This window comes from Paenibacillus macerans (assembly GCF_050565405.1).
Classification (GTDB): domain Bacteria; phylum Bacillota; class Bacilli; order Paenibacillales; family Paenibacillaceae; genus Fontibacillus; species Fontibacillus macerans_B.
Window position 1 is genome coordinate 100,568 of the sequence record NZ_JBNYYG010000001.1, and the last position, 26,016, is coordinate 126,583.

Genomic DNA, 26,016 nt, shown 5'->3' on the forward strand with positions numbered 1-26,016 from the left:
TTCGTCGCTCTAAGCCATCGGAGGGTTGAAATATTATGCCATTATTTATTGTCGCACTTGGAATTATCTTGTTACTCGTACTAATTACCGGCCTGAAATTAAACACGTTTGTCTCCTTAATCATCGTATCCTTCGGAGTCGCGTTAGCCCTGGGCATGCCCCTGGACAAAATCGTCTCCTCCATTGAAGGCGGATTAGGCGGAACGCTGGGCCATATTGCCTTGATTTTCGGACTTGGCGCGATGCTCGGCAAACTGATTGCCGATGCCGGAGGCGCGCATCGGATTGCCATGACCTTGATCGACAAGTTCGGCGAGCAAAGAATCCAATGGGCGGTCGTCGTGGCTTCGTTTATTGTGGGGATCGCCCTGTTTTTTGAAGTCGGCTTGGTCCTTCTTATTCCTATCGTGTTTACGATCGCGAAACAATTAAAAGTCTCTATCGTGTATTTGGGCATTCCCATGGCAGCCGCTTTATTGGCAACGCACGGATTTTTGCCTCCCCATCCGGGGCCGACGGCGATAGCCGGCGAATACGGCGCCGATATCGGAACGGTTCTGCTCTACGGCATTATCGTGGCCATTCCGGCGGTCATTTTGGCAGGTCCGGTCTATACGAGATTGGCGAAAAAAATCGTTCCCGGCGCTTTTAACAAGACAGGCAATATCGATTCCCTGGGAGAGCAAAAAGCGTTCAAACTCGAAGAAACGCCGGGTTTTGGCATAAGCGTCCTGACTTCGATGTTTCCCGTGATTTTGATGTCCGTTGCCACCATTATTAAGATGGTGCAAACTTCATCCGGGGCAGAAGATAACGCCTTTTTCTCCGTCGTAAATCTCATAGGGAATGCTTCGACCTCCATGTTAATATCTCTAGTATTGGCGATTTATACCATGGGTATTGCCCGGAAAATTCCGATCAAAAACGTGATGAATTCCTGTGCCGTTTCGATTAGCCATATTGGGATGATGCTGTTGATCATCGGCGGCGGCGGTGCCTTCAAGCAAGTGCTGATTGACGGCGGCGTCGGCAGTTATGTAGCCGAACTGTTCCAGGGCTCGAACATGTCCCCTATTTTGTTGGCCTGGATCGTAGCCGCAATCCTGCGCGTTTCCTTAGGATCCGCGACGGTGGCGGCGTTATCGACGGCCGGATTGGTCTTGCCATTGCTTGGCCAATATGATGTTAACCTGGCCCTTGTCGTGCTTGCGACCGGCGCGGGCAGCTCGATCTGCTCCCATGTGAACGATGCCGGTTTCTGGATGATCAAAGAATATTTCGGATTAAGCATGAAAGAAACCTTCGGAACGTGGACGGTTCTTTCGACGATCGTCTCCGTGGTAGGGTTAGGATCGATTCTATTATTAAGCCTAGTCGTTTAAAGGAAGTTCAAAAAGTCATCTTTTGATCACGAAGCTTAGGCACGGCCCCCAGCAAGCTAACGGACACCAGAGACGCTATTTGGCCCACTTTGGGGCAGTTTACGATTCTAACGGACCGAGGAGACCTTATTTCGGTCACAAGCGGCTAAATCTCTGCCATGAGAGCCCAATAAGGTCTCTGGAGTCCGTTACAGCGGGAAATAGTCGGGAAATAGGCAAATAAAGCTGCGGTGCTTTAAAACCTGACTTTTTGAACACGCATCTTAAAAAATATAGACCGTCTATTTAAGGAGAGAGATTCCATGAAAAAAGCGCAATTTTTAACCCCGGTGGTCACGGCCTTTGATGCGGAGGGCCGTTTGGATCGACAGGCGAACGCCAGCATCTATGATTTTTTGATTGACGGAGGAGTAGACGGTTTAGTTGTTATGGGCAGTACCGGCGAGTTTTTCGCCATGACGGATGCCCAAAAGAAAGAATTGATCGACCTTGCGGTGGGCCATGTGAATCACCGGACGAAGGTGTATATCGGGACGGCCTGCATGACGGTCGAGGATACGATCCAGCTGTCCAACTACGCTATCGATGCCGGCGCGGATGGCGTGATGATCGTTAGCCCGTATTATTTTGCGCTGTCGGAGGAGAGCATCGAATCCTATTACGATCAAGTCGCGGAGGCCGTGAAAGGCGATATTTATTTATACAATTTCCCGGCCAGAACGGTCCATGACTTGTCTTCGGAAGTCACGCTTCGCCTTTTAAGAAAACATAAAAATATTAAGGGTTATAAAGATACGGTCACGGAAATGGCGCATACCCGGAAATTGATTCAAACGGTGCAGAACGAGTTCCCCGACTTTATCATTTACTCCGGATTCGATGAGAACTTTGCCCATAACGTGCTTAGCGGAGGAAACGGATGCATCGGAGGGCTTTCCAACGTATATCCGGAAGTCTTTTCCGCGTGGGTAAAGGCCGTCAATGCCAATGACCTCCCCAAAGTCGCCGCGATTCAGCAGATCGTCGATAAAATGATGGGGCTTTACGATATCGGCACCCCGTTTATCCCCATTACGAAAAAAGCGATGATGCTCAGGGGCGTTCCGTTGCAGGGATATTGCAGCGAGCCGTTGATCCAGCCGGATCCCAAACAGACGGAATCGATTCAAGCGCTTTTAGAAGAAATCGATGCATGGATTGCTAACGTTCTGCCTCGTTAATTAACCGGGAGGAAAGACCCTCCTTGTCACTGAAAGCGGCCATGAAGGCCGCTTCTTTTTATGCCCAGCTACTATAATCGTTTATTCCCTTTCCGCTAAACGGGGGATATGTTACCTTTGGGGATATCAATAGAAGGCGATGAAAGGGGTATCCTCTTGAGCAACGAACAGGAAGAAACAGTACTGTCAGCGAGCAAATCGGTTAGCCAAGCCAACGATCTGGTCTTACGGCCGGCAGGGCCGTGGTCGCCGAGCGTACACGCGTTTTTAAGACATCTGGAGGCGGCCGGTTTCTCGTCGGCCCCGCAATGTCGAAGGTACAGGGTTCGCCCCGGATGGGCGGGAAACGCTGAGCTGGAACCGTGCCGTTTTGGAGCAGGCGCTGTTGGATTAGGTTAGGTTAAACGCGGCCCGCTTCATAGTAGACTCGCCTTCGTTTCCCGGATACGCTGACAACGCACGGTTACATCATCAAACGAAAAGCAGCAGGATCCCGGGTCAATATTTGGAATTGGCATCCCCTGAAACGCCGTGTTACCATGTGCGAGTGGGATTGGCGTTAATCCTGGCGGGAGTGTTGCCGGCGGGCGGATTTGCCGCTTTCTTGATTTGTTGCGCCATGATGGGCTTTTCCGGACCGTTCTACAATGGGGTGCAGATCTCTTTATTCCAGGAGAAAATCGAACCGGAGTACTTGGGGCGAGTGTTCGGATTGTATGGAAGCGTGATGGCTCTGGCCATGCCGCTGGGTTTGGTGATTTCGGGGGTTTTTGCCGACCAAATCGGCGTGAATCGGTGGTTCCTGCTATCGGGCCTGATGATTGCCGGCATTGCGGCGTTGTGCCTGCTTGTTCCGGCCATAAGGCACCTGGACCGATCAAATAGCGATAAATCAATGGCAAAGGTATGACGAACCCGTAGATACATGAACCTGTGGAACCGGGCGGGAAATCAGCTTAAGGAAATGGCGGCGAAGGGATCACTCCCTTCCACCGCCATTTCTTTGTTTTTTAGCGTGAACCTAAAGTTTGTTGACTACAGTCTCATGTTTGTTGTCTGGATGAAAGCGCTATATTGCCGATAAAATGAAGTTATCTACAGCAATATACGCTAACGGAAGAGGTGACAGACATGAACTCTAGCCGCAATGGTAAGCGCTTACGAACGCGCTGGCGCAAGCAAGACACGGAGCTGACGTTGTTGGCCTTGCCTACTACCCTGTGGTACATTCTTTTCAGTTTTTTACCTATGTTCGGTATTATTATCGCCTTTAAGAACTTTAAAATAACCGGTGGATTTCTGAGCAATGTATTCAATAGTCCCTGGGCCGGCTTCAAGAACTTTGAATTTCTATTTAAATCGAATGACGCATGGATCATTATTCGAAACACTCTGGGGTATAACATCATTTTTATCATCCTGGGTATTGTGATCCCTGTTGCATTAGCGATCATGATCGGAATGCTCCATAACCGCAGAGCCGGGAAGGCCTATCAAACCATGATGTTCTTGCCTTACTTTCTGTCCTGGGTCGTCGTTTCGGCAGTAGGCTGGGCATTCTTGAGCTTCGATAAGGGGATCATCAATCAAATGCTGGCGGGAATGGGCGGTGAGCCTGTGAACTGGTACATGGAGCCTAAATACTGGCCTTATTTGTTGGTCTTCATGAATGTTTGGAAGGGCTTGGGTTACGGGATGGTCGTTTACCTGGCGACAATTACCGGGATTGATAAGACGTACTACGAGGCGGCCGTGATCGATGGCGCCTCCCTCTGGCAGCAGACGCGGTTTATTACGCTGCCTTTGATGAAGCTGGTCATCGTCATGATGTTTATTCTGGCGGTAGGCCGCATCTTCTACACGGACTTCGGATTATTCTTCCAGGTGCCGCGGGATTCCAATTCCCTGTTTAACGTGACCACAACCATTGATGTGCTGGTATACAAGCAGCTCAAAACGGCAACGGTCGGAATGGCTTCCGCGGCCGCCTTCGTGCAATCCGTTCTCGGCTGTCTGATGATCCTGGCTGCCAACTGGACCGTTCGCAGAATAGATCCGGACAGTGCGATGATCTAAGGAGGGGCGTTTATGGCAACAAGAACGGAATATGAGAGCGGCATGGATCGATTCAATCGTCCGAGCAAAGGCGTCAATGTTCTATTCAATTTCATTTTTCTCATGCTTGCTTTGGTTTGCATCGTACCGATGCTGGTGGTGTTGTCCATTTCGCTTTCAAGCGAGGAAACCATCAGACAAACGGGCTACCACCTGTTCCCGACTGCTTTCTCGTTAGATGCCTACGGTTATATCACAAAGCAAGGAACCATGATTCTGCGAGCGCTTGGCGTATCGGCGTTCGTCACCGTCGTCGGAACCGCGCTGGGCATCTTGCTTACGACCTCGATGGGTTACGCCATCTCCCGTCCGAATTACAAACTGAAGGGACTGCTGACCTGGATCGTGTTTATTCCGATGGTGTTCAACGGCGGTTTGGTTTCCAGCTATTATATCAATGCGAATTTGCTGGGGCTGAAAGACACGGTTTGGGCACTCATTCTGCCGCTGGCGGTCTCCTCGTTTAACGTGATCATATGTAAAACATTCTTCAAAAGCACGATTCCGGACGGTTTGATCGAATCGGCGGAGATCGACGGTGCGGGCCAGCTGCGCATTTTCTTCTCCATCGTATTGCCGATATCGTTGCCCGTCATTGCCACCATTGGATTATTTCTGTGCTTTGGTTACTGGAATGACTGGTTCCAGTCGATGCTGTACATCAACAACCAGGACCTGTATTCCTTGCAGGCGCTGTTGAATAACTTGATGAGCAATGTGGATGCGCTGGCAAGGAACGCCTCTACGATGGGGATCAGTTACGCCGAGCTTGTAGCGACGATGCCTAAGGAGTCTGCCCGCATGGCGGTGGCCATCATCATCGTGCTTCCCGTGGCTTTTGCTTATCCGTTCTTCCAGCGGTATTTTATTTCTGGTCTGACCGTGGGCGCAATCAAAGGTTAATCCGAAATAAGCCGGGCATGCCCGGTGTATGAAGATATCAGAAAGTATAAACTTCAGAGCATCGGCCTCCTGATATCGCAAGAAAAACTACCTCTAAATGCGGTCTGTCTTCTTTGGAAGTACGTCGAAAGACGTTTTTCTTATAAACATTAACCATAATAAGGAGGAAATCGCTATGAAAAGGTCTTTGAAGCTCATCTCTACCCTGTGTATTATGACGCTTCTCCTATCCGTTTTGGCAGCTTGCGGTTCTAATTCGAATTCAAGTTCCAATGCGCCGTCGACCAACGATTCTTCATCTTCTGCTCCGGCTCCGGAATCTTCTGCACCTGCCGAGGTACCAACTTTGGTATGGTGGACGATCGGCGGACAAATTCCGAATAACTATGAAAAAGCGATCGAAGCGATGAATGAGTACACAGCTGAAAAAATCGGCGTCAAGATCGACCTGAAGGTCGCAAGCTGGGGCGAATGGGATACCAAAATCAACACGATCGTAAATACGGGCGAACCGTTCGATATTTTGTTCACCACCGTTTCCAAGTATAACCAGCAAGTTTCGATGGGGGCGCTTGCCGACATCACCGACCTCGTGCAAAGCGAGACGCCGGAACTGTACAAGCTCATTCCCGAAAAGGTATGGAATGGTACCCAAATCGGCGGCAAAATTTATTCCGTGCCGACTTATAAAGATTCGTCTCTGACTCAATATTGGGTATTCGATCATAAGTATGTAGAGAAATACGGCATTGACCTGAACAACGTCAAGACTTTGAAGGATCTGGATAAGCCTTTCCATGATATGAAGGCGGGCGAAGGCAAGAGCTTCTATCCCTTGCCGCTCACCCAAGGCGACGGGTTTAACGGGTTCTTTAATCGATATGACGATCTCGCTCTCGGGTTCCCTCCCATCGGCGTAAAGGCGGATGACGCCTCCCGCAAGGTCGTCTCTGTTCTGGAGCAGCCGGATGTCATGGATGAATTGAAGCTGTTGCATCAATGGTACCAGGACGGCATCATCAATCCGGACGCACCTACCAAGCCGGAGGCGGACAAAGGCCGCGCATTCTTCAGCGCTCAAGGGTTCCCCGGCGCAGATGTCACCTGGCAGATCAACGAGGGCGTTGAGAAGTACGATATGACGCAGATTTTTGGTCCGCTCTACACGACCGCTACCATTCAAGGTTCCCTGAACGGGATCTCGGCGAACTCCAAATACAAGAAGGAAGCCTTGAAGTATCTGGAGCTCGTTAATACCGATCCGAAACTGCGCAACATGCTGGCTTTTGGCGAAGAGGGCGCAGACTTCCAGAAAATTGATGGCGAGAAGGTCGTTGAGCGTATTTCGGATACTTGGCCGCTGGCCGCTTATACGCAAGGTACCTTCTTCAACATGGCGACGACCAAGGGAGCTCCCGAGGATCAATGGGCTCAGGTTCAGAAGCTGAACGAACAAGCGTCCGCTTCAACCTTGCTGGGATTCTCGCTCGACACGACCGATCTGGCTACAGAAGTAGCGAACGTCAAAGCGACATGGGATAAGTACCGTTATGAATTGCTCACGGGCGCATCCGATCCGGAGAAAATGGTGCCTAAAATTATCGATGAGCTGAAAGCTGCGGGAATGGACACGATCATGGAGGCTGCGCAAGAGCAGATTAATGCTTTCTTTAAGTAAAAATAACGCTAGATTTGCGGGCCCGGACGGAGGCGTTTCTGCCGTTCGGGCCTTTGATATGTCGACGGTTTGGATGATAAAGCATAGCATTTTCGGCATTTTGCGGGTACACTTTAGATGGAATCAGCGCCGCAGGACAAATGGCAGAGGAGGCGCCGCATGAGTTCCTTCTGGCAGATCAAAATCTATCGCAGAAAATTTATAGCCTATACTGTATTTGTGGTATCTATAGGTTTGACGCTTGGCATCATGACCTGTGCGGTGCTGCTGTATCAGTGGATCGAGAACGCCCGCAGCGAGGCTGTCGGCGCCTTTGCCCGCATCGAAACCCGTCTGCAGTATAATGCGGATCGGATCGAAGCCTATATGCAGCGGATTTACTCCAATCCGCGTTTGATGACCGACGTGCAATGCTTTCTGGGTAATAGTGCGGAAGGCTACCTCACGAGCAGGCTGCAAAATAGCCATTATAACGAACCGCTCGTCTCCCTTCCCGAAGATATGAAGGCCTTTCTATACAGCTCGGCGCAGGGGGATATTACCCAAATCAGTCTGCATGCCGGGTCGGAGGGCAATGTGGTGCGGTTTGACGGCTACGGCAACGCCAGCTTTTTGTTTCGCCTCCCGGACACGGACGAAGCTTTCCGCGAGCAGATCCAAAAGGGATTTGTTTACCGCAAAAAATTGTCCGATCCGAATCAGATTTCCCGCCAGATCGGGGAGTTCCGTTTCCTGGTCGGCAGCGATCCGTTATTCAGGAGCGTGCAAGGCTACAAACTGGGCACGGCTGCAGCTGTAAGCGCTTCCGGGGACGTGTACGTGATTGCCGGTCGTGACCGCGGGACGGAAGAAGGGGTTCTCAAAGCAATAGAAGCGAAACAAAACAGCGGGTATCTGACCTTGGGGGGATGGAGAAGCGCATTTTTCATGAACTTTACTTCTACCAAGTTTGATTACCGGTTTGTCGTGCTCGTCGATTTGCCTCGGCTCATGCAGGAGAAAGCCCCAATCCTGATTGCCGTGCTTAGCGTTGTATTGATGGCCATGATCAGCGTACTGCTGCTGATCGTTTACAATCTGCTAGACGACGCGAAATTTCTGAGACGCATTATCCATTCCATCAAACGCGTGAAAACCGCGGATTTCACCTCGAATTCTCCCGCCCGTTACCGGAGGAACGAATACGGCATGATCGCCCGGGAACTGGACGATATGGTGCATGAACTCGATAAACATATACGCACCGAGTATTTGCTAAAGCTGAAGCAGCAGGAGACGGAAATGAGGGCGCTTCAGCATCAAATCAATCCGCATTTTTTGTACAATACGCTTGAAGCGATTCGCTCTACGGCCCTGGTTCACCAGGACGTTGACACCGCCGACGCCATCGCGAACCTGGGGGCGTTATATCGCGATATCGTAAAAAAGGAAAATAGGATTTCCATCGGCGACGAGTTGGAGTTGCTGCAAAAATATTTAAGAATCATGGAACTGAAATACCCGGGACGGTTTTATTATCAGCTCAATGTGGATGGGTCGTTATTACCTGTACCGACGGTCAAATTCTGGATGCAGCCTCTGGCGGAGAACTTTTTCGTCCATGGCTTCAACCCGGGCCATGAATTTAATTTGTTAGTCGTAAACGGTTGGGAAACGGACGAATGTTTCGTCCTGGAATTTGTGGATAACGGAAAATGGATCTCCGCGGACCGCCTGGAAGAAGTCAGACGCACGCTTTCCCGCCGGGATGACGCTCCCGTGCGGAGCATCGGTTTGCACAATGTCTATACCCGGCTGCATTTTTTCTATGGAGAGGTCTTTTCCATGGACATTGAAAATAACGAGGAGGCAGGAGTCAAGATTACCGTGATGATCGCAAAGGGGTGATTTCAACATGTATAAGCTTCTGATCGTAGATGACGAACCGCAGATTCTCGAGGGCATGAGGCGGACGTTGGATTGGGCAAGCTACGGCTTTCACCGGATCGAGACGAGCGAAACCCGGGAAGACGCGATTGCGAAATCCGTGGAGATGCTGCCGGATATCGCCATCTTCGATGTATGTATCGGCATAGACCGCGGCTATGAGATCATCAACAAACTTAACGAACTGCGACTTCCTACCAAATATATCGTGATGAGCGGTTATAGCGAATTCAAATATGCCCAAGAGGCCATTCGCTGCGGAGTTAAGGATTATCTGCTCAAGCCCGTGGAGCGTTCCAAGTTGCAGAAGGTGATTGAGAAGATCATTATTGAAGATCTGCACGGCACGTTGAATGGCGTCAACAGTAAGAATACGAACACGGACCCGATCCTGGGGGTGGCTTACGAGGATCTGTCCAAATTGACGGGCCGCATCCTGCTCATGGTTAAGGCGGAGTACGCCCAGAACATCACGTTGAAGTCGGTGGCGGAGCGTTTTCGCATGAACAGTACTTACCTTGGACAGCTGTTCTTGAAGGAAGCCCATATGAAATTTTCGGAATATTTGATGGCTTACCGGATGCTCCAGGCGAGAGAATACATTCTGACGACGGACGAGAAAATTTCCAGTATCGCGCTTGCGGTAGGATATCCGAACTTGAATTATTTTTACACGCATTTTCAAGGATATTTCGGTATGTCGCCTTCGGAGCTAAGAAAAAAAGACTAGGCTTCGCCTGGCGGAAAGGAGGTTACTATGAAGCGCCTCTCTTGCTTCGGCCGGATCGTCAAGTGCGTCTTGTTAACCGGCTTGTTATCCCTGCTTGCTGCGGGATGTTCCCCGTCCTCCGACAAAGTGGACACGGAGCCCGGCGGGGATAGGGTCAATCTGGTCTATTATACGATCGGAGAGCCGGATCAGGATTTGAAAAGGGTCAATGACAAGATCAATGAAGTCTTGGCTAAGAAGATCGGCGTAACCATCACCTATATCAAGGTGGGCTGGCAGGATTATGAAAATCGCCTGAATACGATGGTGTCGGCGGGGACCCCCTTCGACATCGCCTTTGCGCCGGATTTTACCGCTTATGTCAAGCGGGGGGCCTGGTTGCGGCTGGATGACTATTTGGCCGGTACGGGCATGGAGATGTACGAGGTCATCGACCCTATTTTTTGGCAGGGCGTGCGTATGGATGACGGGGGCACTTACGGCGTACCGACCAATAAGGAATTGGCGGTACGCCAACAGTGGATGTATCCGGAGCAACTGGTGGACAAGTATAACATCGATATTTCGGCCTACAACACCCTGGAATCGTTGGAGCCTTTGCTGCGGATGATTAAGCAGCAGGAGCCGGATTATTTGCCGATGGAGCTCGACAAGGATTCCCATAACTTTTTCGCTTTGTATGGGTACGAGTACGTGATCGACAAGAAGCTTCCGCTGATGGTGAAGTCTTTGGGTCCGGGTTCCCGGGTCGTGAACATCTTTGAAACCACGGAAGCGCGGCAGGTGCTGGATACGCTTCGGCGCTATTATCGGGCGGGCTATATCAACGAGGATGCCGCCTTGCGAGAGGGGCAGGAGCTCAAAAGAGGCGAAAAGGTGTTCTGGAAAGCCTCCAGCGGCGGACCTCTTGCCGAGAACAGCTGGAGCAAGGATCGCGGCTACGAAGTGGCGACGCATCCCGTAACGAGCGAGATCGTCACGACAGAAGACGTGCGGGGAGGCGTTATGGCGGTCAGTTCGGATACGAAGCACCCCGTCGAGTGCATCCAGTTTTTGAATCTGCTCAATACCGATCCCGAGGTGCGAAACCTGTTCAATTACGGGATAGAAGGGGTGCATTATACCTTGGACGGCAAAGGACAAGTCGTGTTGATCCCCCCGAAGGACGCCGACGGAAATCCCGTGCCGGACGCAGCGCCAAGCTATTCCGGGGTGACGTACACCCAAGGCAACTGGTTCATTTTGAAGACGATGGGCGGCGAGAATCCGGAACCTTTGAATAAATGGGATGAATTCCGTTCCTCCAACGCACGGGCCGTGAAGTCGAACACGTTTGGTTTTACCCCGGATCTGTCGATGATGCCGATCCAGCTCCAGAACATCGAGATGGTCTGGCAAAAGTATTATCCGAGCCTGATGACAGGCAGCGTGGACATAGACACCGAACTGCCGAAGTTCAATGAGGAGCTCAAGCAGGCGGGCCTCGACGAGGTCCGGGCCGAGGTGCAGAAACAGCTGGACGCTTGGCGTTCTGCCCGCACCTCTTAGGGGATTTTCATTTGTAACCCTTTCTATACTCTTTAGGCCTTGGTAAATGGGACAATTAAGAAGAAATAAATGATGGGATGGAGGGGCACGGGATGAACAAAATTGTCCTAACCTTGGCGTTCTTGTACGTCTTGACGGGATGCGCAAATTCAAACGATGTCCGATCGGCGACGAATACGGGAAATCAACAAAATGCCGAAACAGCTAAAGCACCGTCCTTCGCAGTTACTTATAAGCAAGTCGACACGATGGAGCTCAAACAGGCGGAATCTTCCCCCAAGGGCGAGCTCGTCGAAATCAGAAAGCTGGAGCAGGCGGAGATCGCCGCTATCGTCGGGCGGCCGATGAGAATCGGTTGGTAGCGACCCTTCAGGTCGGATCGCCGAATTCAAACGGCCCGTCCCTGCTTCGTATCGATGCCCATACCGTCGAAGCGGATGTGGATGAAGATGGGGGCGAGGAAATCGTAGATTCGGTCGGCACGGCAGCCGAAACCACCATCTATAAGCTCCGAGATCAACGGATCGCAGCGAGCAACCTAAATGAACTCATGAAGGCTCAAGTTGTTCTTTATGATCTTGTTAGCAATACGTTTCAGGTACAAAGTTAAGGGCAACGAAATGACGAAGTGGAAGCTTCGGGGGAATGAAATGAAAATGGTCCTTTAAGCTATGAATTCTATGAATGGTGTGGTCAAAATGGAGAACGGGAACGAGAAACCTAAAACGACTCGATATACCTGCTTCTGCGGTACATTGACCCCAGCAAAGCGTTTTCGGGGAAGATGCTTACCCGTCTCCAGTCGAGTTTGTCGTCGATATGGCCAAAGGTCTCTATACTCTGGAGGCTGTCGCACGTGTTCTAGAGGAACATTCCAGTGAAAGATGATTCAATCATGATCGTGGGTTTAACGCCCGCAATGGAGCTTGATGAAGGGGGATTATGCACCGAATTTTTGACTTTTGTCGACCATAAAATCATCCAAATGTTTCTCTATAATCGTCTGGACGATTTCAATCTGTATGCTTCGGTAATCATGCGCGGCGATATACGGAAGCCTACCATGGCTTTCAGGTTACGGTTAAGCGACTCGTCAATCACTCCGTTTGTCATCAACAGATCAAACGCATCCCGACTGCTTTGGGGGATTCCCCATTTATTTTCCGAAACAAGATGCATGGCCAGATCAATGCATGCCTCGCAGGCTCGCTGCAAGTTGAGAATAATGGAATCTTGCTTGGTAAAATTCAAGAGATTCTCCATTTTACCCTCATATTCTTCTTTGATTCGTTTTATGCATCGGTTGATAGTCTCCGATTTGTTAGCCACGATATCACGGTTCATATCTTCACCCTCTCCGGTAGCTCTCCATAATTTCTTGCCGCTCGTCGTTAAGCAGAGCATACTCTTTCAAAGCATACATAAATGCCGTCTGACGTGTATAAGGTTCCGAATCATGCAGTATCTCGCCTGTTCCAATGATCTGGGCTTTGAAAACAGGGCTGGCTTGAGGAAAAAAAATCAGGTCTATCTCACGCTGGGCAAGGCCGGCCAACTCCGATGAAGCCATAAATAGTTCATAAGCGGAAGGGGCGGGGATATCGGACATAAACGCAATATCAACATCGCTGTCCTGACGCATCTCTTCCCTGGCAGCCGATCCGAATAAAATCACCGTATGCGCCTTGAAGCGCTCAATCAAATAGCCGGTTATGGCTGATTTTTGCCTTGGATTAAGCCCTGGATTAGGCATAGCACACCATCCGTTCGATAAAACATATTGGATTTACTCTTTCAATTGACGCCTTACCATGAGCGTATCCAAAAATGCGAAGAAATACAAGTGAGAAAACCGGGATTCCTTACGCCTTAGAACAGGGATCTTATTTTTTCTCCAATCGTGTTTATCATCTTCTGCCCCGTGTTTGCCTCCGTAAGGGTGATGTCCCACATCACGGCATTTGTCAGCGGATTGGGATCATGGTTAATTGTTTTTAGGGTAAGTTCATGGGTTCCCTTTAAAGGCACTTGAAAAGAGGAAAGCTGATTCTCCCCGCTTCTGGCTGATAGATCCAGTGAATAAATGACGGTTCCGTCGGCGATAAAAATGATTTCGCTCCTTCCGTTGCTTGCGGCGTTGATTACGTCGTCCGGTATAGCAACATAGCCCGCCATATTTGTATATTTGCGATTTAGAAGATACGAAAACGCATTGTTTTTTGTATTTTTTCTGCTGTACAGATTGATTTGAGGCTCAACTTTGGTTTGGGCCGCTGTAAAACCGGATAGGCTTTCATCCCATAATACAGCCCCATCTTTTAAGGCAAGTTCATTCAGGGCTACGGTTTCTCCGCTCCCTTGTTCTAAATAATGATTGATGCCGCCAACAACGGCAATAGTACCCATCGCCATTACAATCGCTGTCAGGATAATTCTAAAGATCCCCTTAAATTTATCGCGATCATGAGTTACGATGCGTTGTGCCCCATATCCCACCGCAGCCCCTAATGTATTAATGATGATATCGTCTATATCAAACGCGCCTAAACGTGAAAGCATTTGTAAAGTTTCAAGAAGTGTAATGGACAGCATAAATAAAAGGATAAATCGGATAAAACGACAACGAAACAGCAGTGGGATGACAATCCCAAAAGGGATGAACGCTACAAAATTCCCCAATTCAAAAAACCAAATTTGAAAATCTCTCCCCATTGGAAAGTGTAAAGGAATCCCTTCGGGTATGACGCTATATCGCAAGTTAGGGTCTTGAATAAAAGCCCCTCTGTTGAAACCGATATACAAAAAATAGAAGATTAAAACGGTATATACCGCCAACAGTATAATGGCGATTCTTCGTGCCTTCCCTTGAAACATAATTCCATTCCTTTCTTCTTCGCAATGGCCTAATCCGAGCGTATCCAAAAAAACGAAGAGATGCAAGTTGCGCCGCGTGAATTGAGTATTGACAATCATTTAATTCTCGATATACTTTTACTAAAAGCATTTAAAAAAGTATTATTTAAAATGAAGTTCAAAAGTAAAACGATGGGATAGGGTAGAGAAACCGCGAGAATTGAAATGGCAGGGAGGGAGAACATGGGGGAACCCATCAAGCTTAGGGTAGCGCAAATCGAGAAATCTTTTCCGGGGGTCAAGGCTCTAAACAAGATCGATTTTGCCGTCAAGAAAGGCACCGTGCATGTGCTTTGCGGCGAGAACGGCGCGGGAAAATCCACGCTGATGAAGATCATCAACGGCGTGTACCAGCCGGATGCCGGCGAGATCTATCTCGACGGGAAGCTCGTCAAAATCGGCAATCCGCTGCAAGCCCGGCAACTCGGCATTTCGATGATCTTTCAGGAATTGAATTACGTGGCGGAGATGTCCGTCGAGGAGAACCTGTTCCTGGGGAGGTTGCCCGTCAACCGGTTGGGCAAGGTCGATTGGAAGGAAGTCACCCGGCGCACGGTCGAGCTGCTGCAAGCGGAGCAATTGCCGTACGATCCGAAGACGCCGCTCAAGGAGTTGACAGTCTCGGACATTCAAATGCTGGAAATTATGAAAGCGGTATCAAACCAGGCGGAGCTCATTATTATGGACGAACCGACCTCGGCGATCACGCAAAAGGAAGTCGACAGGCTGTTCGCGAAAATCCGCGAGCTCAAAGCCAGGGGCGTCAGTATCATCTACATCTCGCACAAGCTGGACGAGATCTTTCAGATCGCCGACGAGATTACGGTGTTTCGGGACGGTGCCGTGGTGGACAGCAAGCCGAAGGAAAAGCTGGACATCGAGACCGTCATCAACCTGATGGTGGGGCGCCAGTTAAAGGACACGTACCCGAAGGCTAAGGCGGAAATCGGCGAGGAAATCCTCCGAGCCCAAGGGTTGACGCGCGATAACGTGTTTCGAGATGTTCATTTTCATGCCCGGCAAGGCGAGATAATCGGCTTCGCGGGATTGATGGGGGCCGGCCGGACCGAGGTCATGAGATCCCTGTTCGGGCTCGATCCGCTGACGTCCGGGACGATCCGGATCAAGGGCGGGAACGTGGCGAAGCCCACCGTACGGGGCAGTATGGAGAAGGGCTTGGTCATGCTGTCGGAGGACCGGCGGCGTTACGGCATCATCCCCGTGCGCTCCGTGCGGGAGAATACGACGCTGGCCGTGCTCAGCAAGGTGTTCTACGGGTTTCGGCACCGCCCGAAGAAAGAGCAAGAACTGGTCAAGGGGATGTTCGACAAGATGAGGGTCAAGACACCGACCCTGGAAACGACCATCGCTTCGCTTAGCGGGGGGAATCAGCAGAAAGTGCTGCTCAGCAAATGGATGCTTCTGAATCCGGACATCCTCATCCTGGACGAACCGACCCGAGGGATCGACGTCGGGGCCAAGTACGAAATTTACAAGCTGATCGGCGATCTGGCCGAGCAAGGCAAAGCGATCCTCATGGTCTCCTCCGAACTGCCCGAATTGATCGGGATGTGCGACCGGATTTATGTCATGGCGCAGGGCACGGTGACGGGAGAGATCGGGCGCGAGGACTTTTCCCAGGAAACGATCATGAAGTACGCAACCGGAACGATGACCAGCGAGGTGAATTAGATGGACGCCACTCTTCATATTTGGCAGTTGTTAAAAAAGAAATACAGCATCTACCTGGTGCTGCTCGTGTTGTTCCTGATCTGTACGTTCGCGAATCCGAACTTTCTTTCGGTTACGAACCTTACCAACGTCTCTACGCAACTGGCCGTGACTACGATCCTCGCGTTCGGGGCGACGATCCTGATCATCTGCGGCATGCTGGACTTATCGGCAGGCTCCGTGCTGGCTCTTTCCGGGGTGTTCGCTGTATCCGCTTACAAATCGACCGGGTCAATGTTTCTGGCAGTGTTCGCCGGCATCCTGACCGGCGTGGTCTGCAACGTCATCAATGCGGTCATGATCAGTACCTTCAAGGCGCCGCCGTTCATCGCGACGTTGGCCATGATGGCCATGGCCCGCGGCGTAGCCCTTCATTTTACCAAAGGCCAGAACATCCTGCAGCTTGGAGACTTTGTCGTACTTGGACAAGGCAAGCTGCTGGGCATTCCGATTCCGGTTATTTTTCTGGTAGCGATTGGGGTAGTGACGTGGTACCTGCTGACCCACACCCGGTTCGGCCGGTCCGTATACGCCGTGGGCGGTAATGAAGAGGCGGCGGTCGCTTCCGGCATCAATGTGCACAAGATCAAATATACCGCCTTTATCATTAACGGGATTCTCGTCGGCTTGGCCGGCGTGCTCTTTATGGCACGGGTGAATGCGGGGTTGCCGAACGGCGCGGTCAACTATGAATTCACGGCGCTCACGGCCGCGATCATCGGCGGCACCAGCTTCTCGGGGGGCGTCGGCACGGCGGGCGGCACGCTGGTCGGCGCGTTCATCGTGGGATTCCTGGACAACATCATGAATTTGAGCGGCGTCAACTCCTACATGCAGCAAATTATTCGCGGCGCTATTATCGCCTTGGCCGTCATTTACGATATCCAGACGAAAAAGCGGAAGACGAAAAGCCTGTTGGGCCGCGTCGAGGACAACCGCTCAAGCATCAGGCAGAAGAAGCGAAAGGGTACTTCGGTTTAAGAAGCATGTTTCTAGCGGAAACATTTGAGTTGCTCACGTAGGCTCCAGCACGCTACCGGACACCAGAAACGTTATTGACCCACTGGGACAGTTTCCGATTCTAACGGAACGAGGAGGCCTTATTTCGGTCAAAAGCGGCTAAATCGCCGCCATGGAAGCCCAATAAGGTCTCTGGAGTCCGTTACAGCAGGAAATAGCCCGGAAATGGGCAAATAAGGTCATTACGGTCCGTTACGCAGCCGGGCTACCGGGAGCCCCTAGCTTCATCCAACTTTCTCGGTGCTGAGAAGCCGACTTTTTGAACACTCACTTTGAGCAGCTCCACTGTTAAACATAGGTCCAAAATAAACATAAAGGGATGATGAAATGTGAGAAAAACATGGGTTTCTACAGGGATATTATTGTTGTGTGCCCTGATGTTGGCGGCATGCGGTTCTACCAACGGGGCGGCTTCATCGAATGCCTCCTCCGGCGGCGATGCGTCAGGCAAGACCTATAAGGTCGCCTATATCGCCCGGGCGCAATCCGACTCCTTCGCGGCTTGGCTGGCCAACGCGGTCAAGGAGGAAGCGGGGAAGTACGACCATATTAAGCTCGATGTCTTCGACGGTGAAGCGAATGACGAGAAAGAGAATTCCTTGATCGAAAACGCGATTACCAACAAATACGATTTGGTCATCGTACAGCCGAATAACGGCGAAGCCCAACGGCCTTACGTCGAGAAGGTGGTGCAGGCGGGGATTTTCGCCATTACGACAAATGCCCGGATTTCGGGCATCGAGGGGGCCTCATCGGTAGACGCCCAGCCTTACGAGCAGGCTGCCGTCAACGCCCGCGCCGCCCTCGAACAAGTGCCGCAGAACGCCAAAGTCGTCGTCCTTCAAGGCCCATCGGGCAATTTCCATGCCGACGAGCGGCGCAGAAGCTGGCAGGAGGAGTTCTTCGATAAGCGTCCCGACGTGCAAATCGTCGGCGAACAGATCGCCAACTGGAACAAAGACGAAGCGATGCGGTACATGGAAGACTGGGTACAAGCGAACGACAAGATCGATGCCGTCATCTCGATGAATGACAACATGGCGGCCGGCGCGGTCGAAGTTGTGAAGGACAACCCGAAATACAAGGATATGTTTGTCTACGGCGTGGACGGAACGGCGGAAGCGGTCCTGCTGATCAAAGAGGGGAAAATGACATCAACCACGCTGCAAAACGCCTTCGATCTTGCGGAGAAGCTGCTCGAAACCGGCAATAAGCTGCTGACCGGCGAAGAGAAGCAAATCGATACCGATATCGGCAACCCGTTGATCAACAAGGATAATGCCGACGAATACATCGAACTGCTGAAGAAGGCCGGCGCGATTCAATGACTTTTCACTACTTAACACCAAGCCGATGCTTCCGAAGCGAGTTTTGTTCGAAGCTGATTCAGGAAGCAACGCTCACAAAACTTTTAGGAGGAGAGAACCATGCTGAACAGAGTAGCGTATATGACGGGACTTCGGGACATGGAGCTGCGTACGGGGGACATCCCCGTACCGAAGGACCATGAGGTGCTCGTCAAACTGGAGTTTGTGGGGATTTGCGGTTCCGACGTGCATTATTACGAAAGCGGCAGGATCGGCAGTTTCGTGGTCGAGGGCGACTTCATCCTGGGCCATGAATGCGCGGGTACGATCACGGAGGTGGGGGCGGCTGTTCGGCATTTGAAAGTTGGCGACCGGGTCGCCTTGGAGCCGGGGCTCACTTGCGGACATTGCGAGTTCTGCAAATCCGGCCGGTATAACCTGTGTCCGGATGTGCGCTTCCTGGCCACTCCGCCGATCCACGGATGCTTGTCCGATTATATCGCCTATCCGGCCGATATGGCCTTCAAGCTTCCGGACCGGGTCAGCACGCGCGAAGGCGCGCTCGTGGAGCCGCTGGCCGTCGGTCTGCACGCGGCAAGCCAAGGACAGGTGAAGCTGGGCGACCGCGTAGTCATTCTGGGCGCCGGCGCCATCGGCCTCATGACGCTGCTAGCCAGCCGCGCCTTCGGCGCCTTGGAGACGATCGTGGTCGACGTCATCGAGAACCGGCTGGATTTTGCCAAGAAGCTGGGGGCTACGCGGGTCGTCAACGCCAGGCAGGAGGACGTCGCCGCCGTCGTTGCGGAATGCACGGACGGGCAGGGCGCGGACGTCGTGATCGAAACGGCGGGAAGCGAAGCGACGATCAAGCAGACGCCGTACCTCGTCAAGCGGGGAGGAACGATCGTGCTCGTCGGGTTCGCGCCTAAGGATATCATCGATTATGATTTCATGCAGATCCTGTTGAAGGAAGCCCGGATTGAATCCGTGTTCCGTTACCGCAACTTGTTTCCGCCGGCCATCGGAGCGATCGCGGACGGGCGGATCGATGTGAAGCCGATGGTTACCCACGAATTTTCGTTCGAGGACAGCAAGTTGGCGTTTGACTACGTTATCGAGAACAAAAACGATGTCGTGAAAGCCTTGATCAAAATGTAGATACTTATAGTCGAACGGGCGCTTCCCCTAAATTGGGAAAGCGCCCGTTTGGCGTTTGGCGTAGATGCCGGAAAGGTTCAAATCTCGTCGATGAACTTTTTGATCTGTTGCAGGGCGGCGCCGACGGCAGTCGCCTCCAATTTGTATTTGCAGACTTGCAAATAGCTCCCGTCGGGCTCGAACGTATTTTTTTGCGCGAGGAGGTTCTGAAGATGGGCGAGGTGCTCGTCCATGTAAGCTCCCACGTATCCCCCGACGATGACGTTGCAGTCGTAAAGCATCCGCAGATTGTTGATCGCGATCACCAAATAGGAGAGATATTCATCCCACAGCGCTTGCTGTGCAGGGGCTTTCTCCCTCAATAACCTGAAAAATTCGGCCATGCTTCCGTTCGTGCTGTCGGACAAGATTTTGGCCGAACAATAGGCATCGACGCAACCTCGTTGCCCGCAATAGCAGGTTCGTCCGTCCGGCACGACCGTCATGTGCCCGAATTCGCTGCTGCGCTGGTTTTGTCCGGCGTAGATGCTTTTGCCGATGATGACCGAACCGCCGACGCTGTTGTTGAGAGATAAATAAACGACGTTCTCAAAGCCGTCCTCATTCCAGAACTCGGCCATGCCCGCGGCATTGGCATCGTTAATCAAGACGCAGGGATACGGGATGAATTCCTCGAAGCTGCGTATGCTGCCGCCTTGGAAATCGATCACCGCGGCATATTGGACCGTCTGGTCGCCGTGGGACAAAATCGCCGGCAGCGCGATGCCGACGCCGAGCAGCTTCCGGCGGTCCGCTCCGGAAGCGTCCAGGAACCGCTCCACGTACCGGCCGATCCCTTCGAAATATTCCCGCTTGTTCACGAACGGGTACGTATGCCGCACATGGTTGATCACGTTGCCGCCGAGGTCGATGATGACGATGCCGACGTGATTGCGCGTGATGTCCAGCCCTAAGGCGTACTTGGCTACGGGATTATAGGAGATCGCCTTGGCTTTTCTGCCGCCCGTCGATTCGAACAGGCCTGTTTCGATGACCAGGTCCCGCTCCTGCAAATCCTTAAGGTTCTGCGTCACGGTCGGCAGCGATAGCTGCAGCGAATGCGCGATATCCTGGATCGAAATGGGGTCATGCCGGTACAGGAAATTATAAATGACTTTACGATTGATCTTTTTGACCTCAATGCTGTTAGCGCGATTGGTCTTCATAAAGGAAGGGGTCACCAACTTTAATAAATGTCTTTTATTAATTACTTTATATTATACGGAACTGCCAGATCTTGCAAACAAATAAGTCATAGATTGACGGGGGGGGGGGAAGGCTGGAATGGCGCTTATCCAAATATGGCGGATCAAAATCGAAAGCGGCGTTTGGGGGGGCAAAGGGGCGTTCACTTCGCCGTCCTTACGGACTGAAATGACGTTATTTCGGGGAAAACAAGCGTTTGTAAAATGTAACGGACACTACAGCTCTTATTTGGTATTTGAGCGCACGTTTTTGGCTGTTTTCGGGCAAATAAGGGCACTCTGTCCGTTAGAATAAGAAACCCCCGTTTTTTGGGGTAGATAAGAGCGCTCCGGTCCGTTAGATAAAAACAAACAGCCCGATCCGTTCGGGCTGCTTGTTTTTTCCTATGCTCACTTATTCCCCATAAACCCTGACCTCGATCACCTCCGCATGCCCCGATCCGTTGGTCTCCTCCATGACCAGCCGAAGCGCTTTGGCCTGAACTGCGGTCTCCAGTAGGTGTACCCGCTTTCGCCGGCGATTGCCGGATTCCGCGATCAGCGTGGTCCAGTTGCCGGCGGGGTCTAGCGTCTCGATCCGGTAGCTTTTGACCAACTCGGGCAGGATCTCGAAAAGCGTGCGGTGGTGGTGCAGGTTGATCAGGTCTTCGTTGACGTCATCGTTAAAAATCAGGTGGATTTCGCGGACGATCTGTTCGTTCTCCCACTCCAGCGCCACCCAAGGTTCGGCATCCCGGGCCATCGGCTCCGACAGCCACAGATGCGGACCGCCGTATGGACGCTTATAGCCGTCCAGGAGGTGTTCGGGGCGATAAGCGTCCGTCGCGAAATTCGCGCGGAAGCAAACCGCTTTGCGCACCAGCCGTTTCATGCTCCATTCGACTACGGGCTGGGTGACGTCATGATCCTCCAGATCTTTGGAGACGCCATGGCCTGCGCCGCGTTCGAAAGCGAGCAAACCGGTCAGCGGGGTATGGGACATGTACAGCCGGACCAAAGGATTGCCGCGGACGATGATAACAGCGTTCTGCGCCTCGACAGGCGTCCAGTCGAGCGCGGCAGCGACCCACTGGCCGTCCCCCTTGGCCACGGCAACGGTCGTCCGGCATTCCAACGCGGCGGGAACGTAATTTTCCGGCCGCCCGGTGCTCCACACCTCGACGGTGAGCTCCGTGGCCTGCGAAGCGTCCAGCAGCCATTCGATCGTTCCGTCGATGCCGGGATCGGCGGGAAGCAGCAGGGCGACGTCGCGTTCCAACGGGTACGCCTCGTCGGCCGACTCCACCGCCAGCCGGGACAGGAAGGAGGAGGCGCTGATCTTCGCGCCGCGGGCCAAGTCCGCGGCGTCCTCGTTCGCCAGGCCGAGCACGGAGGCGTCCTGTCGCAGCAGCGTTTGCAGCAGCAGCGGAGTATGCTCGCGCGACAGCTCCCGCGGCGCGACGTTCAACTCCGCGCAAAGGGCGGCGGCGGTGCCGGCGGCTTCGCCAATCGTGGCGCAGGTGGCCATGACCCGCGTCGTGCCGAAGGCGACGTGCGTCGCGCTGATGTTGCGGCCCGCGAACAGCAGGTTGGACACGTTCGCGGAGTACAGCGACCGGAACGGAATATGGTAGTTGCCGTCCGCGTGCAGATGCTTCGAGCCGCTTTCCTCGGCGTACATGCCTTGCGGCGGGTGCAGGTCGATCGACCAACCGCCGAAGGCGACCCGGTCCGCGAACGGCTCCTGGGCGAGAATATCGTTTTGGGTCAGCGTGTAATCGCCGCAAAACCGGCGGTATTCCCGCTTGCCGGGGATGGAGCCGACCCACTCCAACGTCATGTTGTCGGCGTCGAATTGCCCGGAGTTTTTGATGTAATCCCAAATGCCGTAAATGACCGCCCACAGCTCGTCGCGGATGCGCTCGTTGTCGTGCACCGTATCGAGCTCGCCGCCCCATTCGATCCACCAGTAGTGGCAGCCCGAATCGCCGCTGCGGATCACCCGATTCAGCGGGATCGGCGTTTGCGTGATATCTTTGGCAAAAGAGGGCGGGACGAATTTCACCGGGTGCCCGGCGTCCTTCGTGTAGAACAGCAGCGTGCTGCCGAGCGTGATGTCGTCGGCGGTCTCGGGCGCCCAGGCCTCGCCGTATTCGTGCCGGGCTTCCCGGCCGATCCGGTACTTGGCGCCGGCGAGGAAGCCGACCAGCCCGTCCCCGGTACAGTCGAGGAAGACCGGGCTCTCAAAGCGGATGCGCCGCTCCGAGCCGATCATCCAGCCGGTGACCGACCGGATCTGCCGCGCCTCTTCCTCGCCGTCCGCCTCGACTTCGTGCACGTCGGTATTCAGGTATAACGAGATGTTCGGCTCGGCCAACACCGTTTCCAGCACGACCGCATCCCATAGATACGGATTGCCGTCCGGATTGCGGTACTGGTTCTCCACGAACATTTCGCCCATGATGCCGGTCTCGCGGGCGTACCGGTTCACGCCGTGCGCGGTCGCCCCGCACACCCAGACGCGCACCTCGCTGCTGGCATTGCCGCCGAGCACCGGGCGGTTTTGCACGAGCGCGACCTTTCGCCCGAGCCTTGCCGCCGCTACGGCGGCGCAAACGCCGGCCAGTCCTCCCCCGACGACCGTAATGTCGCTATGCACCGTTTCGTTTCTCATTTGGTTCGCAAGCTCCTTTCGATTGGCTGGATCAGTTGAATTTCCGTGGAATGAAGGAAGGAAAGTTGTATTTTGTACAACAATTTTCCCATGACTCCGGTTTGCCTTGCGAAATGTTGTAAAACGTACAACATTCCGCGGGGTTTTGGCCCGGATCGCCCTAAAATGTTGCACGAAATGCAACATTTTGGCTCAAACGACCCGAATGGGCCCGAAAATGTTGTATGAAATACAACATTGACCCATCTCCGGCGGGATACCAAGCCGCCGTCCTGACGGTGAAGGGCCTCAACCCTTCACCGCCGAGCTGGAGACGCCCTGAATGATGTATTTCTGGCCGATCAGGAACACGAGGATCATCGGGATAATGCCCGCGGTGGCCGCGGCCATCATGCCGTTGTAATCGACGGTGTTCTCCAGGATGAAATTTTGCAGGCCAAGCGGCACGGTGAACAGGTCCTGGTCGATCAGGAACACCAGCGCGTTTTCGTAATCGTTCCAGTGCCAGGAGAAGTCGATGATCGCCAGCGTGGCGATTGCCGGCTTGGCCAGCGGCAAAATCAGCCGGAAGAAGATGCGGAAATGGCCGGCGCCGTCGATGAAGGCGGCTTCGGAAATTTCCTGCGGCACGGTGAGGAAAAATTGCCGCATCATAAATACGCCGAAAATCGTGAACATTCCGGGCAAAATCAGCGCCCAATGCGTGTTGTAAATCCCCGCCCAGTCGAACATGATGAACTTCGGGACGAACAGCACCTGCGGCGGCACCATCATCATCGACAAATACACCATGAACAGGGCGTTCCGCCCCTTGAACTCGATCCGCGAAAACCCGTAAGCCGCCAGCGAAGACAGCAAAACGGCGCCGGTGACGCTGATCAGCGAGATTTTCAGGGAATTCAAGTAATAATGGGCGAAGCTGTTCTCCCCGGTCCATACCTTGATATGGTGCTCCCAGTTGAAATCGGCGGGAATCCATTGGATCGGATATTCGAATACCTCCGCCGGCGTTTTGAACGAGGTGCTGATCATCCACAGGAAAGGAACGACCATGAGCACCCCGAAAAAGAGCATGACGCACGTGGCGGCGATTTTGGTGACGGAAGTCGATTGCATGCTTTTTCCCCCTTATTTAGTGAAAGTTCAAAAAGTCAGATTTTCAGCACCGAAGCTTATGCTTTCGAAGTGCGTTTTTTCAAAACGCTTTAGGTTGGACGAAGCTAGGGTCTCCCGGTAGCGCGGCTACGTAACGGACCGTAGTGACCTTATTTGGCCATTTCCTGGCTCTTTCCCGCTGTAACGGACTCCAGCGACCTTATTGGGCTTCGATGATGGCGATTTAGCCGCTTTTGACCGAAATAAGGCCTCCTCGGTCCGTTAGAATCGGAAACTGCTCTAAAGTGGGTCGATAGCGTCTCTGGTGTCCGTTAGCTTGCTGGAGCCTACGCTTTGGCCCGGCTGAGTTCAAGATTCGATGTCGAGTCTACTTCGTGATCTGCATCGTGATCAAAAGATGACTTTTTGAACAACCTCTAGTAGTGCACCCAGCGTTTTTGGCCGACCCACTGGACGACGGTGAAAATCAGGATGACCAGGAACAGCGCCCAGGAAATCGCCGAGGCGTAGCCCATTTCGTAATAACGGAAGGCGTTCTGGTAAATGAACAGCGACAGCACGGTCGTGCTGTTCCCGGGGCCGCCTTGCGTGATCGCCTGAATGATCCCGAACTGCTTGATCGACATGATCAGTCCGGTCACGAGCAGCAGGAACGTGGTCGGGCTAACGAGCGGCCACACGACGCTGCGGATCGTTTGCCAGGTGCGGGCCCCGTCGATTTTGGCGGCCTCCAGCAGCTCCCCGGAAATTTCCTGCAGGGCGGCCAGGTAGATGATCATGTTGTAGCCGAGCATAAACCAGATCCAGATGATGTCGATGGCGTACATCGACGTCTCCGTGGTCGACAGCCATCCCGGCGGATGGGCGATGCCGACCGCCCGTAGCAGGCCGTTGATCGGCCCGTTCGTCGGCTGGAACAGCAGCATCCAGACGAAAGCGACGGCGACGCCGCTGGTGATGTAAGGCATGAAGTACAAGGCGCGCAGCAGCTTCTTCAAATGCACGGAACGGTTCAGGATCACCGCCACGACAAAAGCCAGCCCGATCGACACCGGCACCGACAGCAGGAAGATCAGGGTATTTTTCAACGCGATATAGAAGACTTCGTCCCCGAGCATTCTTTGGATATTGGCCAGTCCGACGAACTTGATATCCGGCTTCATGAACTTGTAATCCGTGAACATCAGGTAAAACGAAACCATCGCCGGCAAAATAAAAAACAGCAGCACGCCGATCATGTTCGGTCCGATAAAGACGTATCCCAGCATTTGCTGCCTTTTCATCCACGATGTTTTCATAGATAACGTAAAGGATACTCGAGACTTTAGTCATGAGAGGAATTTACGTAGTCTCCACCTCACTGACAAGCTCT

At 52.7% G+C, this 26,016-nt stretch carries 20 protein-coding genes and 2 pseudogenes; 15 read left to right on the plus strand and 7 right to left on the minus strand.

The window, feature by feature from the left end:
• Window positions 1–35: 35 nt before the first annotated feature.
• From ACQ4N8_RS00425 to ACQ4N8_RS00475, 11 genes and pseudogenes are all read left to right on the plus strand, one after another.
• Window positions 36–1,382 carry a GntP family permease gene (locus ACQ4N8_RS00425; protein WP_430702335.1) on the plus strand — a complete coding sequence of 449 codons (1,347 nt, stop codon included), beginning with the start codon at window positions 36–38 and terminating at the stop codon, window positions 1,380–1,382.
• 302 nt (window positions 1,383–1,684) lie between these two features.
• Window positions 1,685–2,602, plus strand: coding sequence for a dihydrodipicolinate synthase family protein (locus tag ACQ4N8_RS00430; protein WP_430702336.1), 918 nt, complete (start codon window positions 1,685–1,687; stop codon window positions 2,600–2,602).
• Between the two features lie 547 nt (window positions 2,603–3,149).
• Window positions 3,150–3,512: pseudogene (locus tag ACQ4N8_RS00435) on the plus strand (MFS transporter); the annotation flags it as partial.
• Window positions 3,513–3,733: 221 nt separating this feature from the next.
• Complete coding sequence (locus ACQ4N8_RS00440) at window positions 3,734–4,678, plus strand: ABC transporter permease (protein ID WP_430702337.1); 945 nt, start codon at window positions 3,734–3,736, stop codon at window positions 4,676–4,678.
• 12 nt (window positions 4,679–4,690) lie between these two features.
• Window positions 4,691–5,620 carry a carbohydrate ABC transporter permease gene (locus ACQ4N8_RS00445; RefSeq protein WP_430702338.1) on the plus strand — a complete coding sequence of 310 codons (930 nt, stop codon included), beginning with the start codon at window positions 4,691–4,693 and terminating at the stop codon, window positions 5,618–5,620.
• Between the two features lie 346 nt (window positions 5,621–5,966).
• Entirely contained in the window at window positions 5,967–7,298 is a 1,332-nt protein-coding gene (locus ACQ4N8_RS00450; protein WP_430702339.1) for an ABC transporter substrate-binding protein, read from the plus strand.
• Window positions 7,299–7,457: 159 nt separating this feature from the next.
• On the plus strand, window positions 7,458–9,185 hold the full coding sequence (locus ACQ4N8_RS00455) for a histidine kinase (RefSeq protein ID WP_430702340.1): 1,728 nt from the start codon (window positions 7,458–7,460) through the stop codon (window positions 9,183–9,185).
• Window positions 9,186–9,192: 7 nt separating this feature from the next.
• Window positions 9,193–9,954: a response regulator transcription factor gene (locus ACQ4N8_RS00460; protein ID WP_430702341.1), complete on the plus strand. Its 762-nt coding sequence runs from the start codon at window positions 9,193–9,195 to the stop codon at window positions 9,952–9,954.
• Between the two features lie 27 nt (window positions 9,955–9,981).
• Complete coding sequence (locus tag ACQ4N8_RS00465) at window positions 9,982–11,502, plus strand: ABC transporter substrate-binding protein (RefSeq protein ID WP_430702342.1); 1,521 nt, start codon at window positions 9,982–9,984, stop codon at window positions 11,500–11,502.
• Between the two features lie 92 nt (window positions 11,503–11,594).
• On the plus strand, window positions 11,595–11,864 hold the full coding sequence (locus ACQ4N8_RS00470) for a hypothetical protein (protein WP_430702343.1): 270 nt from the start codon (window positions 11,595–11,597) through the stop codon (window positions 11,862–11,864).
• The gene (locus tag ACQ4N8_RS00475) at window positions 11,858–12,112 is read left to right on the plus strand and encodes a hypothetical protein (protein WP_430702344.1); all 255 of its coding nucleotides are present in this window, start codon (window positions 11,858–11,860) and stop codon (window positions 12,110–12,112) included. Before ACQ4N8_RS00470 ends, ACQ4N8_RS00475 begins: the two co-directional genes overlap by 7 nt.
• 330 nt (window positions 12,113–12,442) lie before the next feature.
• Here ACQ4N8_RS00475 and hepT read toward each other — a convergent pair.
• The 3 genes and pseudogenes from hepT to ACQ4N8_RS00490 form a co-directional block, all read right to left on the minus strand.
• Window positions 12,443–12,846, minus strand: a pseudogene (gene hepT, locus ACQ4N8_RS00480) (type VII toxin-antitoxin system HepT family RNase toxin).
• Window positions 12,847–12,850: 4 nt separating this feature from the next.
• Window positions 12,851–13,255, minus strand: coding sequence for a type VII toxin-antitoxin system MntA family adenylyltransferase antitoxin (gene mntA / locus ACQ4N8_RS00485; protein ID WP_430702345.1), 405 nt, complete (start codon window positions 13,253–13,255; stop codon window positions 12,851–12,853).
• Window positions 13,256–13,371: 116 nt separating this feature from the next.
• Window positions 13,372–14,376, minus strand: coding sequence for a VanZ family protein (locus tag ACQ4N8_RS00490; protein WP_430702346.1), 1,005 nt, complete (start codon window positions 14,374–14,376; stop codon window positions 13,372–13,374).
• A 222-nt stretch (window positions 14,377–14,598) separates the two neighbouring features.
• Here ACQ4N8_RS00490 and ACQ4N8_RS00495 point away from each other — a divergent pair, with 222 nt between their 5' ends.
• The 4 genes from ACQ4N8_RS00495 (at window position 14,599) to ACQ4N8_RS00510 (ending at window position 19,631) form a co-directional block, all read left to right on the plus strand.
• Entirely contained in the window at window positions 14,599–16,107 is a 1,509-nt protein-coding gene (locus ACQ4N8_RS00495; protein ID WP_430702347.1) for a sugar ABC transporter ATP-binding protein, read from the plus strand.
• Window positions 16,108–17,127: an ABC transporter permease gene (locus tag ACQ4N8_RS00500; RefSeq protein ID WP_430702348.1), complete on the plus strand. Its 1,020-nt coding sequence runs from the start codon at window positions 16,108–16,110 to the stop codon at window positions 17,125–17,127.
• Between the two features lie 368 nt (window positions 17,128–17,495).
• On the plus strand, window positions 17,496–18,494 hold the full coding sequence (locus tag ACQ4N8_RS00505; protein ID WP_430702349.1) for a sugar ABC transporter substrate-binding protein: 999 nt from the start codon (window positions 17,496–17,498) through the stop codon (window positions 18,492–18,494).
• 99 nt (window positions 18,495–18,593) lie between these two features.
• A complete protein-coding gene (locus ACQ4N8_RS00510; protein WP_430702350.1) occupies window positions 18,594–19,631 on the plus strand; it encodes an NAD(P)-dependent alcohol dehydrogenase in 1,038 nt (345 codons plus the stop codon).
• Window positions 19,632–19,708: 77 nt separating this feature from the next.
• Here ACQ4N8_RS00510 and ACQ4N8_RS00515 read toward each other — a convergent pair whose 3' ends face one another.
• The 4 genes from ACQ4N8_RS00515 to ACQ4N8_RS00530 form a co-directional block, all read right to left on the minus strand.
• A complete protein-coding gene (locus ACQ4N8_RS00515) occupies window positions 19,709–20,836 on the minus strand; it encodes an ROK family protein (RefSeq protein WP_430702351.1) in 1,128 nt (375 codons plus the stop codon).
• A 433-nt stretch (window positions 20,837–21,269) separates the two neighbouring features.
• Window positions 21,270–23,528 (minus strand): FAD-dependent oxidoreductase, encoded by a 2,259-nt coding sequence (locus ACQ4N8_RS00520; RefSeq protein WP_430702352.1) that lies wholly within the window; start codon window positions 23,526–23,528, stop codon window positions 21,270–21,272.
• Window positions 23,529–23,816: 288 nt separating this feature from the next.
• On the minus strand, window positions 23,817–24,644 hold the full coding sequence (locus tag ACQ4N8_RS00525; protein WP_430702353.1) for a carbohydrate ABC transporter permease: 828 nt from the start codon (window positions 24,642–24,644) through the stop codon (window positions 23,817–23,819).
• 416 nt (window positions 24,645–25,060) lie between these two features.
• Entirely contained in the window at window positions 25,061–25,942 is an 882-nt protein-coding gene (locus tag ACQ4N8_RS00530; RefSeq protein WP_430702354.1) for a carbohydrate ABC transporter permease, read from the minus strand.
• Between the last annotated feature and the right edge of the window lie 74 nt (window positions 25,943–26,016).

Coding starts and splice junctions, on each gene's coding strand:
- ACQ4N8_RS00425 (WP_430702335.1), top strand. CDS start 36: ATGCCATTATTTATTGTCGCACTTGGAATTATCTTGTTACTCGTACTA.
- ACQ4N8_RS00430 (WP_430702336.1), top strand. CDS start 1,685: ATGAAAAAAGCGCAATTTTTAACCCCGGTGGTCACGGCCTTTGATGCG.
- ACQ4N8_RS00440 (WP_430702337.1), top strand. CDS start 3,734: ATGAACTCTAGCCGCAATGGTAAGCGCTTACGAACGCGCTGGCGCAAG.
- ACQ4N8_RS00445 (WP_430702338.1), top strand. CDS start 4,691: ATGGCAACAAGAACGGAATATGAGAGCGGCATGGATCGATTCAATCGT.
- ACQ4N8_RS00455 (WP_430702340.1), top strand. CDS start 7,458: ATGAGTTCCTTCTGGCAGATCAAAATCTATCGCAGAAAATTTATAGCC.
- ACQ4N8_RS00460 (WP_430702341.1), top strand. CDS start 9,193: ATGTATAAGCTTCTGATCGTAGATGACGAACCGCAGATTCTCGAGGGC.
- ACQ4N8_RS00465 (WP_430702342.1), top strand. CDS start 9,982: ATGAAGCGCCTCTCTTGCTTCGGCCGGATCGTCAAGTGCGTCTTGTTA.
- ACQ4N8_RS00470 (WP_430702343.1), top strand. CDS start 11,595: ATGAACAAAATTGTCCTAACCTTGGCGTTCTTGTACGTCTTGACGGGA.
- mntA (WP_430702345.1), bottom strand. CDS start 13,255: ATGCCTAATCCAGGGCTTAATCCAAGGCAAAAATCAGCCATAACCGGC.
- ACQ4N8_RS00490 (WP_430702346.1), bottom strand. CDS start 14,376: ATGTTTCAAGGGAAGGCACGAAGAATCGCCATTATACTGTTGGCGGTA.
- ACQ4N8_RS00495 (WP_430702347.1), top strand. CDS start 14,599: ATGGGGGAACCCATCAAGCTTAGGGTAGCGCAAATCGAGAAATCTTTT.
- ACQ4N8_RS00500 (WP_430702348.1), top strand. CDS start 16,108: ATGGACGCCACTCTTCATATTTGGCAGTTGTTAAAAAAGAAATACAGC.
- ACQ4N8_RS00510 (WP_430702350.1), top strand. CDS start 18,594: ATGCTGAACAGAGTAGCGTATATGACGGGACTTCGGGACATGGAGCTG.
- ACQ4N8_RS00515 (WP_430702351.1), bottom strand. CDS start 20,836: ATGAAGACCAATCGCGCTAACAGCATTGAGGTCAAAAAGATCAATCGT.
- ACQ4N8_RS00520 (WP_430702352.1), bottom strand. CDS start 23,528: ATGAGAAACGAAACGGTGCATAGCGACATTACGGTCGTCGGGGGAGGA.
- ACQ4N8_RS00525 (WP_430702353.1), bottom strand. CDS start 24,644: ATGCAATCGACTTCCGTCACCAAAATCGCCGCCACGTGCGTCATGCTC.
- ACQ4N8_RS00530 (WP_430702354.1), bottom strand. CDS start 25,942: ATGAAAACATCGTGGATGAAAAGGCAGCAAATGCTGGGATACGTCTTT.